Below are 12,867 nucleotides of genomic sequence, written 5' to 3'. Positions count from 1 at the left end.
ACCTAACCGGCCTCGGCCGCCGCTTCCTTTTCCGCCTTGCGACGAGCCTTCTCGGCGTCGAGAACGGCCTTCTCGGCCGCCTTCTCTTCGGCGATCCAGACGTCACGCTTGGCCCCGGGCACCCAGCCCTTGTCCACAACGTGGATCTGGTAGACGATCGCGACGCTGACGAGCACCACGGCGATGAGGATCGCAAGGACGACCCCGAGTCCGCCGCCCACACCGACGCTGACACCCACGAGGGTGCCGAACCAACCGAAGTCGGCGTCGCCGAAGGTGCTGTTGGCGAAGCCGAAGTCGCCGAGGACCAGCAGCAGGATGGCGGGCAGGATGGTGATGATCACGCCGTTGACGAAGCCACCGAGCATGGCACCGAGGCGTCCGCCGGTCGCGTTGCCGTAGACACCGGCTCCACCACCGGTGAAGAAGTGCGGCACCATGCCGGGGAGGATCAGTGCGAGCCCGAACATCGGGTTCAGCCAGATTGCCAGCACACCTAGCGCAAGGAGGCCACCGGCGAACGAGCTCAGGAAGCCGATGAGCACGGCGTTGGCGCCGAACGGGAACACGATCGGGATGTCGAGCGCGGGACGCGCACCGGGCACAACCTTTTCGGCGATCCCCTGGAACGCGGGGACCAGCTCGCCGAGCACGGTGCGCACACCGTAGAGGATGACCGCGACACCCACACCGAACTGCAGGGCCTGGGCAAAGGCCGCCATGATGAACGCGCCGGCGTCGGCGGAGCCGAAGATGTCCAGCGCCTCCTGCAGCGGCAGGGCGATGAGGCCCCAGATGGCGAAGACCATGTAGATGAGAACCATCGACAGTGAGGTGGCGACCATCGAGTCGCGCAGGAATTTGAGGCCCTGCGGGAACTTGATCTCTTCGGTCGACTTGCTGCGGTGACCGACGGCCTGGCCGGCGGCACCGGCAGCGATGTAGCCGAGGGTGCCGAAGTGGCCGATCGCGATGGTGTCGTTGCCGGTGATCTTCTTGGTCCAGGGGTGCGCGAACGCGGGCATGACCACCATGATCACGCCGAGCAGCAGAGCGCCGATGACGACCACGAGCCAGCCGGCGCCGTCTCCGAATCCGACGGAGAGCACCACGGTGAGCATCGTGGCCATGAAGACCATGTGGTGCCCGGTGAGGAAGACGTACTTCAGCGGGGTGAAGCGGGCCAGGGCGAGCATCACGAGGAACCCGAGGGTGAGCACGTAGGCGCTCTGAGCGCCGAACTCATCCTGCGCTATGGCGGTGATGACCTCGTTGGTGGGAATAACGCCCTGGGCGCCGGTGACCGCGAGGATCAGTTTGCCCAGCGGGTCAAGGGAGCCCACCACAACGCCGGCGCCGGCGCCGAGGATCAGGAAGCCGAGCGCCGCTTTGAGTGCGCCGCCGATCACCTGCCCGGCGTTGCGTTTCAGCGCCATCAGGCCGATGGCGGTGATAATGCCGATCAGGTAGGCCGGCACATTGAGAATCTGTTGTCCGATGAAGTTCAGTACGACGACGAGCCACTCCATTGTGGGAGCTCCATATTCTGTGAGAAGGGAAGGTGAAAGGGGTTACTCGACTGCGGCGGTGAGCTTCTCGGTGATCTCCTCGAGATCGAAGAAATTGTTGATGACGATGACCTCGGCGGGAACATCGCCGAGTTCTTCGGCCAGCTCCGCCGAGGTGAGCACGATCTCGGCCGTCTGAGCGGCGCCGCGAGCCACGCCCATGTCGGCGGCCTCGACATCCGCATCGATCCCGAGCTTGGCGAGAACCTTCTCGGCGTTCATTTTCAGCAGCACTGAGGTTCCAATGCCCATTCCACAGACGGCGACGATCTTCATGGGGTGCCTTTCGATTGGGTGAGAGAAGAGTGAAGAAGAGTGGGGTGGATGCGTGTGCCGCGCTTTACGCGACCGAGGAGAGCCCGCGGAGCACGGCGCGAACGTCGTCGGGGCTGGTGGCCGCGGTGAGGCGCTCCATGGCCGAGCTGTCGGAGAGAACACCGGCGAGTGCACGCATCACGGTGAGGTGAGCGTCGTGGTCGACGGCGGCGAGCCCGATCACGAGGTTGACGGGGTCGTTGGCCTTGTTGCCGAATTCGACGGGGGTGGCCAGGCTCACCCAGCTGAGTCCGCCGGTGAGAACCGCCGACGACGGCCGTGAGTGCGCCAGGGCGATGCCCGGGGCGATGACGATGTAGGGGCCGTGCTTTTCGACCGCGTCGATCATCTCGTCGGTGTAGGCATCCGTGGTTGCTCCACCCCACACGAGGCCGTCGCCGGCGAGACGGATCGCGGCGCGCCAGTCGGCTGCATCCGCCTGGGTCACGATGGACGACAGTGATTCGGCGAGGTTGAATGCCACGAATTAACTCCGTTGTTTGGATTCGATCCACCCCCTGACTGCGAGGGCGATTGGGATGACTGTACAAGCCTAAGCGACCTTTTGTCTACAAATGTACCAAAGTTTTTGAAATTGACTATCTAGCGTCGCCAAATGGCGTCGTGGGCAACGAATGGCGGGCGCGGGAAGTGTGGAAACTGCCAGGACTCCAGCGCGAGTTAGATCGACGGGACGGGCAGGGAGAGAGCGGGCAGGCCGCCACGAGTGAGCCGGCTGATGCGGTCGGGTTCAAAGAGTGCGTCCTGGGCGATGAGCGAGGCTCCCGTGATGCCGGCGATGTGGCCGAGACGAGATTTCTCCACCACAAGCCCCTGTAGAGCGAAATCCCGGGCGCCGGCGAAGATAGCGTCGCGGATGGCGCCGAGGAACGGCTCGCCGGCCTGGGCAAGGTTGCCGCCGACCACCACGGCCTGCGGGTTGAGCAGACCGACCACGTGCACCAGGCTCTGCCCGATGGCGGTGCCGGTCTCGTTGAGCAGCCGCAGCGCCTCGGGGTCGCCCTGGTTGGCGAGGCCGACGATGTCGTTGCTGGTGCGCACCCGGTAGCCTTGGCGCTGCAGTTCGCGGCGGATCACCGCACCGCTGGCGCTCGTTTCGAGCCGTTCGGTGCGAGCTCCGCCGGTGCGCACAGGGCTGAGATCGCCTGCGCCTCCTCGGGAGCCGTGGTAGATCGCGCCGTCGAGCACAAACGCCAGACCGACCCCGATGCCGGCTTTGAGCACCGCGACGTCTCGGTATTCGCTCCAGCCCCGCCGCGCCTCGGCGAGCGCCATGATGTTCACGTCTCGGTCCACGGCGAATACGGCATTGTCGAAGCGGCCGGCGAAATAGTCCTTCACCAAGACGCCGTCCCACTGCGCGTCCACCTGCCCGGTGGCGAGCCGCCCGGTCACAAAATCGACCGGTCCGGGCACACCCACGCCGATCCCCACCACGTCGGCGCGGGTCTTGCCGAGCCGATCGAGCATGTGGTCGAAGACCTGGCCGGCCCATTCGAAGATCTCGGCCGGCCCCTCGCTCAGTCCGATGTCGGCTTCATCCTCACTGAGGATGGTGGACACCAGGTCGGTGATGGCCAGCCGGGTGTGCGATCCACCGATGTCCACGGCGAGCAACAGGCCGGCGTGCGGATTGACCGCGAACTCCTCGGGTGGGCGGCCGCCGCGGGAATCGAGTTGCCCCACACTCACCACGATCGACGCGAGCAACAGTTCGTCCAGGCGCCGCGCCAGGGTGATCCGCGACCAGCCGAGCTGGTCGATGAGGTCGCTGCGGGTGGTGGCGAGACCGGACCGGATCAGGCCGAGCACCACGCCCGAGCCCGTGGATAGAGTGTGCGCCATCGTATTCATACCCCTCCGACGCATCCGTAGGCGCGCTACACACCCGACGGATCCGTTATTGACTTACGTACATTTGTATACCAAAGTATCTCGCATGGCTACCGAAATCCCGAATCTTTCGTCAACGATGACGCATACCGAACTCGACGCTCGCGCCGTCGCGAGCGCCCAGGCCCTGGCCGCCCACATAGTGCAGGCAAAAGGTCACGGACACGGCGGCACCGCCATGGCATTGGCGCCATTGTCCCATGTGTTGTTCTCCCGAGTTCTGCGCCACTCCCCCGCCCATCCCGACTGGCCCGCCCGAGACCGATTCGTTCTTTCGGCCGGTCACGCCAGTCTTCTGCTCTACACCCAGCTGTTCTTCACCGGCTACGGCCTCACCCTCGACGACCTCGCCAAGAGCCGCACCCTCGGCTCGAAGACACCGGGGCACCCCGAGGTGCACCACACCGTGGGCGTGGAGATGAGCACCGGGCCGCTCGGTCAGGGCGTCGCCTCGGCCGTGGGCATGGCCATGGCCGCCCGGCACGAGAGCGCCGTGTTCACCCCCGGCTCCACCCTGCTCGACCACAGCGTGTGGGTACTGGCGGGCGACGGATGCCTACAGGAGGGTGTCTCCGGTGAGGCGTCGAGCCTGGCCGGCACGCTCGGCCTCGACAACCTGGTGCTGATCTGGGACGACAACGGCATCACCATCGACTCCAGCACCGCCGACACCTTCACGGAAGACGTGCGCGCCCGGTACCGGGCCTACGGATGGCGGGTGCTCGAGATCGACACCCCGAACGACCTTGACGCTCTGGAACACACCCTCCGCGCCGCAGCGGAACGCACCGGCCGCCCCACCCTCGTGGCTCTCCGCACGGTCATCGGCACCCCCTCCGCGAAGTTCGGTGGCTCGTCGGCTGCGCACTCGGGCGGCTTCGGCGCCGACGAACTCGCCGCGGTGAAGACAACACTGGGCTTCGCACCCGACGCTCCCCTCGAAGACCTCGTCGACCCCGAGACCCTCGAGCACACCCGAGGTGCGCGCGCCCGCGGCGAGCAACTACACAGCAGCTGGGAGGCCGACCTCACCACCTGGAGCACCGGCGACCCCGAGGCGGCGGCGCGCTGGACCGCCTTCCGCGGCGGCGAGTTCGACAGCTCCGCCCTCGACACCGTGAACGTCGGCAGCGCCGGCGACACCATCGCCACCCGCAAGACCAACGGCGCCGTGCTCCGCGCGCTGCAGGGCTCAGTCCCGCTGTGGGGCGGCTCCGCCGACCTCGCCGGTTCCACCACCGTGGAGGTCGACGGCGACCGCTTCTCCGCCGCGAACCCTGCCGGCGAGTTCATCCGGTTCGGCATCCGCGAGCACGCCATGGCCGCCATCCTCAACGGCATCGCCCTGCAAGGGCCGTGGCGCCCGTTCGCCTCCACCTACCTGGTGTTCAGCGACTACATGCGGCCGAGCATCCGTCTCGGCGCACTAATGGGACTCGGCGCGGTGTACGTGTACACCCACGACTCGGTCGCCGTCGGCGAAGACGGCCCCACCCACCAGCCGGTCGAGCAGATCGCGTCACTCCGCACCGTTCCGGGGCTCGACGTGGTGCGCCCCGCCGACTCCGTCGAGGTCGTCGCCGCCTGGCGTCGTATTCTCGCCTCCCCCGACCGGCCGGTCGCCCTCGTCCTCAGCCGGCAGGACCTGCCCGTGCTCGAGAGCCACGACACCACCCCCGCGGGGGTCACGGCCGGCGGTTACGTGCGCTGGCAGCACGGCGATGGGAACCACCTGGCCATCCTCGCCACCGGCAGTGAAGTCCACCTCGCGATCAAAGCCGCCGCACGCTTGGCTGAGGACGGCATCTGCGCCCGGGTCGTGTCCATGCCCTGTGTCGAGTGGTTCGCGGAGCAAAGTACCGACTACCGCGAGGTCGTGCTGCCGGAGGCCCTGCGTGCCCGGGTCGCCGTCGAGGCCGGCCGCGGCGATGCCTGGTACCGCTGGGTGGGCCTCGACGGGCGCGTGGTGTCGATCGAGGAGTTCGGCGAGTCGGGCAGCGGCCCTCAGGTTCTGCGGCGCCGCGGCATCCACCTCGACGCTGTCATCGCGGCAGCGCACGCCACCCTCGCCGCCACCCGGCTCAGGGAATCGGCAGGATCACGCGCTCGGTGAGCCACACCGTCGGCCCGGCGACCCGGCCACCAGGGAGAGAATGGAATCACTATGACAACCATCCTCAACGTCATCTGGCTCGTGTTCTCGGGCTTCTGGCTGTTCCTCGGCTACATGCTGGCGGCGCTGATCATGTTCGTGCTGATCATCACCATCCCCTGGGGCATCGCAGCGGCCCGGATCGGCGTCTACGCGCTCTGGCCGTTCGGCAAGACCGTGGTCGACAAGCCGAACGCGGGCGTCGGGTCCTTCCTCGGCAACGTCGTGTGGGTGATTCTGGCCGGCTTCTGGATCGCCCTTGGGCACCTCTTCTCGGGCATCGCGCTCTGCTTCACGATCATCGGCATCCCGTTCGGGATCGCCAACTTCAAGCTGATTCCGGTGGCGCTGATGCCGCTCGGCAAGCAGATCGTCGACATTCGATAAGGGTTCACCGTTGCGCGATAGAGACCGCAGCTTTGCGCATCGCCCGCGACTAAGCCCAGTCGCCGAAAAGCACCCCTAGTTCGGGTTGTGTTGCCTTACCGACAGTGACCCGTGCCCGGGCGCGACGACACATTTTGCGGCGTAGATCGGAACTCCGCCGTGCTCCGCTGTCTGGGTCAGAACGAGGACCGCCGCTGCCGGCTCTATGTTCAGCAGTTTCCCTCGCGTGGGGCCAGCGTCGGTTGCGACGATCTGGCACACGCTGTTTGTGAAGACGTGGCCGTTGGCCTGCATGGATGCGAGGAGTGTCCGTGGTTCGGCGGCGATCTCCGAGAGTTCGGATGCGATTCGCGCGCTCACATCACTGAGGTAGCGCCCAGCGGGGAGATGCTCTTGAACAGTGGCAACGGGAACGCCATCCTGCAGCAAGACGCTCTCGCGGATCCAGGCGTTGGCAGCCGGGTCGAGCGAGAGTCGGTGGGACACGAAGTCTGTAACCCCTTCCAACTCGAAGCGCACCGGCTGGACAGTCAACGTCATGTTCGGGTCGGCTAAGGCGATCTCAAATGGCCGCAGCTGCTCCAGTCCGCCGTGCGGGATGAAGTCCGTCACGAATCGTCCAACTCCGCGACGGGTGACGAGTAACCCGTCTTCTTCGAGGAGCATCAGCGCCTCGCGTACGGGTGTGCGGCTGACGCCGAGCATTGCCGAGAGCTCTGTTTCCCTCGGCAGCATTTCGCCGAGCCGGAACACACCAGAGCGGATTCCATCTGCGAGCCGCGTGTAGACGGCGACTCGAATCGGCTGGCCGACCGTGAGGTAGAGCTGCTGGTGAAAGAACGGGTGCGGTTCCAAACGGGTCGCCACGAGGCCTCCTTGTCACCCCGAACGTATCACATTTGATATGCTACCTGAGAGGTATAACTTCATACTATGCAGACGAAGGGGTCAATATGAGTTCAACCACCACGAGGGTCGGATCACCGTTAACGATGAAGGGTCTGTATCCCCCCACGAGCAGCACGCCGCACATTGATCCGAAAGGGGTGGACATCGCCGAGACGATCCTCCTTCCGGGGGACCCGCTGCGAGCAAAATTCATCGCCGAGACCTACTTCGACGACATCCGGTGCTTCAACGAGGTTCGTAACATGTTGGGCTTTACGGGCACTTACCGGGGGCGTCCCGTGTCCGTGATGGGCACGGGTATGGGCATCCCCTCCATCTCGCTCTATAGCTATGAGCTGATCCACTTTTTCGGGGTCAAGAACCTGATCCGGGTGGGCAGCTGCGGCGCCATGCAGAAGAACATGGAGCTCTACGACGTAGTTATCGCCCAGGGCGCGTCGACCGACTCCAACTACCTGCACCAGTTCAACCTGCCCGGTTCATGGGCGCCGCTGTCGTCGTACAGGCTGCTCGAGCACGCCAAACGGATCGCCGACGAGCGCGGTCAACGCACCCACGTGGGCAATGTGCTCTCGTCCGACCTGTTCTACGGCGCCGATCCGGACGCCATGGGGAAGTGGATGAAGATGGGCATCCTGGCCGCCGAGATGGAGTCGGCAGGGCTGTTCGCCAACGCCGCGGCCGGGGGCGTCGATGCGCTGGGCATCTTCACTGTTAGCGACCAGCTCGTCACCAACGCCAAGACCACCCCCGAGGAACGGCAGACCGCCTTCACCGGAATGATCGAAATCGCGCTGGAACTGATCTGATGAGCAACGCGAGTCACGCCAAGCGTCCAACCCCGGCCTTCACACCGACCCGGGCCGTTCCTATCCTGCTGTTCCTCTTCGTGTTTTCGCTGGTGCTGGACAACGGCTTCAAGTTCATGTCGCCGGCGCTGGCGCAGGACCTCAACCTGCCCGTCAACACCGTCAGCCTGCAAGCCACGCTGACCGGCATCCTGATCGGTATCGGTGCCGTAGTTTACGCCGCGCTGGCCGACTCGATCAGTATCCGGAAACTCATCATTTTCGCGATCCTCGTGATGACGATCGGGTCGATCGTCGGCTTCATCTTCCAGGCCAACTTCTGGCTGGTCCTGGTCGGCCGGCTGATCCAGACCGCCGGCTTGGCGGCCGCCGAGACCCTCTACGTGATCTACGTCACCAAGCATTTCAGGGGCGACGAGCAGAAGAAGTACCTGGGCTTCAGCACCGCAGCCTTCCAACTGTCGCTACTGATCGGCACCGTCGGCAGCGGCTTCATCGCCACCTACATCGGCTGGGCGGCCTTCTTCCTGGTCACGTTGCTTTCCCTGCTGACCATCCCGCTCGTGCTCCGCACGGTTGCTGCGGAGGAAACGAACGACAGCCACGTGGACGTGCTCGGGCTTTTCCTGATCGCGGTGTTCGCCACCGGCATCATCCTGTTCATGCAGAACTTCAACCCGTGGTACCTGGTGCCAGTCATCGCGGGGCTGATCCTGTTCATCTGGCACATCCGAACCAACGACAACGCCGTGATCACCATCGCGTTCTTCGCCAACGCACAATACTCGCTGATGATCAGCGTGGTATTCGTCATCTACACGGTCCAGCTCGGCTACACGTTCCTCTTCCCATTCCTGGTATCCGACATCTACGGCTACAACCTGGGTGAGGTCTCCCTGCTGCTGATCCCCGGCTACATCGCCGCCGTGATCGTCGGCTCGGCCACCGGCAAAATCGCCCGGTTCCTCACCTCCAAGCAGGCCATCACCACGGCGTTGATCGTGATCACCGCCTCGATGCTGATCCCGGCTCTGGTGGTGGACAAGTGGATCGGGATCTTCGTGATCTCGATGGTCTTGTTCGGCATGGGCTTCGCGTTGATGTACGGCCCACTCGTATCGACCGCCATTGGGCGGGTGCCGGTCGAGAAATCCGGTATCGCCATCGGCTTCTACAACCTCACCATCAACATGGCAGTGCCGATCGGCATCGCCTACACCGCAACCCTGATGGACCTGAAGCCCAACCTGCTCGGGGGCATCACCGGCACCGACCAGGCAGCCTCTTACGGAACGGTGTTGCTGATTCTCGCGGCGGTCGCCGCCCTCGGACTGGTGCTCTACCGCGCCTTCATCGTGGTCCTGGAGCGCCAAGGCGAACCCGCACCCGAACCCGTAACCAACTAAGGACATACCATGATTTCGACCTCCACCCTCTCCCTCAGCTCCGCGATCGTCGCCCAGCACATCGACCACACCCTCCTCAAGCCCGAGGCCACCGCAGCAGACGTGACCGCACTCATCGCCGAGGCCATCAGGCTCGGCACCTACTCGATCTGTGTCTCCCCGTCGATGCTGCCGCTCTGCATCCCCGCCGGCTCCGACCTCAAGGTCGCGGTCGTCTGCGGCTTCCCCAGCGGCAAGCACCACAGCGCCATCAAGGCCGCCGAGGCCGCCCTCGCCATCGAGCAGGGTGCGGACGAGGTCGACATGGTCATCGACATCGGTGCCGTCAAGGCCGGCCGGTTCGCGGACGTGCAGGCCGATATCGCGGCCGTTCGTGTAGGCGTCCCCGCACCGAAGGTGCTCAAGGTGATCATCGAATCCGCCGCGCTGACCGACGCCGAGATCGTCGGCGCGTGCCAGGCATCCGTCGCCGCGGGGGCCGACTTCGTCAAGACCTCGACCGGTTTTCACCCGGCCGGCGGGGCGACCGTGCACGCCGTTCGCCTGATGAAGCAGACCGTGGGCGACCGGGCCGAAGTCAAGGCCTCGGGCGGTGTGCGAACCTTTAACGATGCCCTGGCCATGCTCGAAGCCGGCGCCACCCGCCTCGGCGTCTCCGGTAGCGCCGCGCTGCTCTCCGGTGCGTCTTCGGCCGAAGGCGCTGGCAGCTACTGACAACCGGCCGGGCTCGCACATTCCATCTTGTGTAAGCCCGGCGCGCATGTTCTTACCGGCCCGCCGAGACGTCGATCAGCACCTTCCCGACAACGCCGCTCTCGACCAGGGCATGGGCATCCGCCGTGTGCGCGAGATCGGTGCGGTGCAAAGGCAGCCCCGCCTCCTCCCCCACGCTCAGTGCGCCGTCGACGAGGGCCGCGGTGATGTCCTCGGCCGCCGCCCGGATCGCGTCGGCACCCACCGTGTAGAGCAATACGAACTGGTAGCGCACGTTGAGGCTGAAGTGCTGGCGCACGTCGAGCGTCACCTGGTCGCCACCGTTGTTGGCATAGACCGCGATCGACCCCCGATTACGGATGACGGCCAGGTCCAGCCTCGCATTCTGGGCCGGTGCGACCTCCACGATCAGGTCCACCCCCTCCGGTGCGATCGCCCGGATCTGGGCGACGACGTCCGGGTCGGTGTAGGTGAGCACGTGCTGCGCGCCGGCGGCCGTGGCGAGCGCCGCCTTCGCCGGTCCGCTCACGGTCGTGACAACGGATGCCCCCGCCCATCGGGCCAGCTGGATCGCCGCGTGCCCGACCGCACCTGCTCCGCCGGCCACCAGCACCACCTTTCCGGCCAGGGCGCCCGGGTGCAGCCGCCGCGGGCCGTCTTCGGCGACCGTCAGCGCGCGGTACGCCGTGATCGCCGGCACTCCGAGGCTCGCGCCCTGGTCGAAACTCGCATTCGCGGGCAACGGGAACACGCGCTCCGCGGGAAGCACCGCAAGCTCCTGGGCCGTGCCGCTGTTCGCGCGCTGGTACGCGGCGAGCACTAGCCACACCCGGTCGCCCACGCCCACGTGCTGCACCCCAGAGCCGACCGCCTCCACGATCCCTGCGCCATCCTGGCCGGGTACGACGTCGTCGAACGCCAGCGCCTGGCCCGGTGCCGAGCCGCGCCGTGATTTCCAGTCGGTGGGGTTCACGCCGCTGACCACGATCCGAACCCGCACCTCGCCGGCTCCGGGTTCGGTCACCGGCCGATCGACGAGCTGGAGCACGGACGGGTCACCGGTCTGGCTGTACACAATGGACTTCATGTCAGGGGTAACGCGGGCAGGAGTGGAATGCTTCCGTTTCGGCGCTACATACCGATCTGAGAAGCCGCCCTCATCGGCACAAATGGTCTCGCACAGAGGTTCCAACTCAACACGGATTACCTGGTAGAACTGCTACATGTACTCGCCCGATATCGAACAGGATCTGCGCGTCGCCATCTTCCGATGGCTCGACGAGCGCCAACTCGGCGGTCAATACGAATTCACGCGCGATGAACTCGCTAACTTCCACGTTGGCGACATCCGCATCCCGCTAATCGATCGCGGAAGGGGAATCCGTAACCCGCGTGATTTCGAGTCCACGCTGAGCATAATGACGAGTGTGAATAGCCCATATTCCGACAGGCTTGACACTGCGGCATTCGTAAAATACGACTATCGAGCTGGAGAGAACAGAGACAACTTCAAGCTGAAGCGAGCGTTTCAGCATCAGGCTCCCCTCATCTACTTCGAAGGCATCCGCCCCGGTGTCTTCGTGGCGCATTACCCGGTATATGTTGTGGCGGATGACCCAATCGATAGGGTCTTCACGATCACCATGGATGAATCCCTTCGGTTCTTCGGCGATCCTGCAGCTCTCCCACCGGACCTACGCGCGTATGCCGAGCGGACTGTCAAAGCGCGTCTTCATCAGCCTGCGTTCCGTGCCAAAGTGATGCACGCCTACGCGAGCACCTGCGCCATTTGTTCGCTCAAACATCTAGAACTTCTAGATGCCGCCCACATCATCCCCGATGTCGAGCGGGATGGCTTTGCAGACGTGACCAACGGTCTATCGCTGTGCAAGATCCACCATGCCGCCTACGACCGGAATCTCCTTGGAATCACACCGGACTATGTCGTTCGCATCAACGGCGAATTACTCGATGAGGTCGACGGACCAATGCTCCGCTACGGCCTGCAGGACATGCACGGTAAGACCCTTACGCTTCCAGGTCGCGCGATCGACCGTCCGGCTCGCGTCGCCCTCGCGAGAAGGTACGAGGACTTCGCCGCCTGACTGGCCTCACGCTGCGCGCCGGGCCCCAAAAGTTCATACCTGTGGTCAGGATTGGTAATTCCAGCCTTACTCAGTCAAAGCTCGAATCTCACGATTCCGCCGAAAAGGCCCACTGTCGCTTCAGGTGACTGTAGCTGCCGAAAATGCGCATATCGCTAGATCAACTGCGTGCCGGCTTCGTGATTCGTCTGCCCGCCCGTGCAGAGCAGACGTCCTCTGCCTCAAGAACCTGCTGCGGCGCGGCTGGCTCCCGCTTCGTCCATCGAAAACCGTTCCGGCCCTTCGCAGGGCTCGCCAGACATTGAGCACCGGACTGTTGCGACGTGTTGGCTCATGGGCGGGGCTTCAGTGTCGATCTAGGTGTTGTTCCCACTGACGTTGTGAGCACGGTTGATGGGTGATTTGCCGCCGATGCCGGTATGGGGTCTGTGGTGATTGTAGCTATGGATCCAGTCCTGGTAGGTGGCTGCTCGGGCGGCGTCTGAGTTGTAGTGGTGGGCGTAAGCCCATTCCGCGGCGAGGGTGCGGTGGAATCGTTCGATCTTTCCGTTGGTTTGGGGTCGGTAGGGCCGGGTGAACTTGTGCGTA

At 64.8% G+C, this 12,867-nt stretch carries 13 protein-coding genes; 6 read left to right on the top strand and 7 right to left on the bottom strand.

Going from position 1 to position 12,867, the window contains the following annotated elements:
• Window positions 1-2: 2 nt before the first annotated feature.
• The 4 genes from E3O22_RS10855 to E3O22_RS10840 form a co-directional block, all read right to left on the bottom strand.
• Window positions 3-1,529: a PTS ascorbate transporter subunit IIC gene (locus E3O22_RS10855; RefSeq protein ID WP_134393537.1), complete on the bottom strand. Its 1,527-nt coding sequence runs from the start codon at window positions 1,527-1,529 to the stop codon at window positions 3-5.
• 42 nt (window positions 1,530-1,571) lie between these two features.
• A complete protein-coding gene (locus E3O22_RS10850; protein ID WP_134342816.1) occupies window positions 1,572-1,844 on the bottom strand; it encodes a PTS sugar transporter subunit IIB in 273 nt (90 codons plus the stop codon).
• Window positions 1,845-1,908: 64 nt separating this feature from the next.
• Window positions 1,909-2,367, bottom strand: coding sequence for a PTS sugar transporter subunit IIA (locus E3O22_RS10845; RefSeq protein ID WP_134393536.1), 459 nt, complete (start codon window positions 2,365-2,367; stop codon window positions 1,909-1,911).
• A gap of 197 nt (window positions 2,368-2,564) precedes the next feature.
• The gene (locus tag E3O22_RS10840; RefSeq protein WP_134393535.1) at window positions 2,565-3,749 is read right to left on the bottom strand and encodes an ROK family protein; all 1,185 of its coding nucleotides are present in this window, start codon (window positions 3,747-3,749) and stop codon (window positions 2,565-2,567) included.
• Window positions 3,750-3,843: 94 nt separating this feature from the next.
• Here E3O22_RS10840 and tkt point away from each other — a divergent pair, with 94 nt between their 5' ends.
• Together tkt and E3O22_RS10830 are read left to right on the top strand one after the other, a co-directional pair.
• Window positions 3,844-5,910, top strand: coding sequence for a transketolase (gene tkt, locus E3O22_RS10835; protein ID WP_134393534.1), 2,067 nt, complete (start codon window positions 3,844-3,846; stop codon window positions 5,908-5,910).
• A gap of 51 nt (window positions 5,911-5,961) precedes the next feature.
• Window positions 5,962-6,336 (top strand): YccF domain-containing protein, encoded by a 375-nt coding sequence (locus tag E3O22_RS10830; RefSeq protein WP_134393533.1) that lies wholly within the window; start codon window positions 5,962-5,964, stop codon window positions 6,334-6,336.
• Window positions 6,337-6,411: 75 nt separating this feature from the next.
• On the opposite strand, the gene E3O22_RS10825 is transcribed toward E3O22_RS10830, so the two are convergent.
• Window positions 6,412-7,203: a GntR family transcriptional regulator gene (locus tag E3O22_RS10825; RefSeq protein WP_134393532.1), complete on the bottom strand. Its 792-nt coding sequence runs from the start codon at window positions 7,201-7,203 to the stop codon at window positions 6,412-6,414.
• Between the two features lie 86 nt (window positions 7,204-7,289).
• Here E3O22_RS10825 and deoD point away from each other — a divergent pair, with 86 nt between their 5' ends.
• The 3 genes from deoD to deoC are packed head-to-tail and all read left to right on the top strand — an operon-like array spanning window position 7,290 to window position 10,174.
• Entirely contained in the window at window positions 7,290-8,054 is a 765-nt protein-coding gene (gene deoD / locus E3O22_RS10820; protein ID WP_370448385.1) for a purine-nucleoside phosphorylase, read from the top strand.
• Window positions 8,054-9,460 carry an MFS transporter gene (locus E3O22_RS10815; RefSeq protein ID WP_134393531.1) on the top strand — a complete coding sequence of 469 codons (1,407 nt, stop codon included), beginning with the start codon at window positions 8,054-8,056 and terminating at the stop codon, window positions 9,458-9,460. The genes deoD and E3O22_RS10815 overlap by 1 nt, the downstream gene beginning before the upstream one ends.
• 9 nt (window positions 9,461-9,469) lie before the next feature.
• On the top strand, window positions 9,470-10,174 hold the full coding sequence (gene deoC / locus E3O22_RS10810) for a deoxyribose-phosphate aldolase (RefSeq protein ID WP_134393530.1): 705 nt from the start codon (window positions 9,470-9,472) through the stop codon (window positions 10,172-10,174).
• Between the two features lie 52 nt (window positions 10,175-10,226).
• Here the strand turns inward: deoC and E3O22_RS10805 are convergent, their stop codons facing one another.
• On the bottom strand, window positions 10,227-11,261 hold the full coding sequence (locus E3O22_RS10805; protein ID WP_134393529.1) for an NADPH:quinone reductase: 1,035 nt from the start codon (window positions 11,259-11,261) through the stop codon (window positions 10,227-10,229).
• A gap of 136 nt (window positions 11,262-11,397) precedes the next feature.
• Between E3O22_RS10805 and E3O22_RS10800 the strand changes: the two genes are divergently transcribed.
• A complete protein-coding gene (locus E3O22_RS10800) occupies window positions 11,398-12,279 on the top strand; it encodes an HNH endonuclease (RefSeq protein ID WP_134393528.1) in 882 nt (293 codons plus the stop codon).
• A 356-nt stretch (window positions 12,280-12,635) separates the two neighbouring features.
• On the opposite strand, the gene E3O22_RS10795 is transcribed toward E3O22_RS10800, so the two are convergent.
• A partial coding sequence (locus E3O22_RS10795; protein WP_134397100.1) for an integrase core domain-containing protein occupies window positions 12,636-12,867 on the bottom strand: 232 nt, incomplete at its 5' end.

It is taken from the genome of Cryobacterium sp. TMT2-18-2 (assembly GCF_004402245.1).
Classification (GTDB): Bacteria; Actinomycetota; Actinomycetes; order Actinomycetales; family Microbacteriaceae; genus Cryobacterium; species Cryobacterium sandaracinum.
Note: the sequence above shows the minus strand (reverse complement) of the source record. Positions and strands in the feature narration are given on the sequence as shown.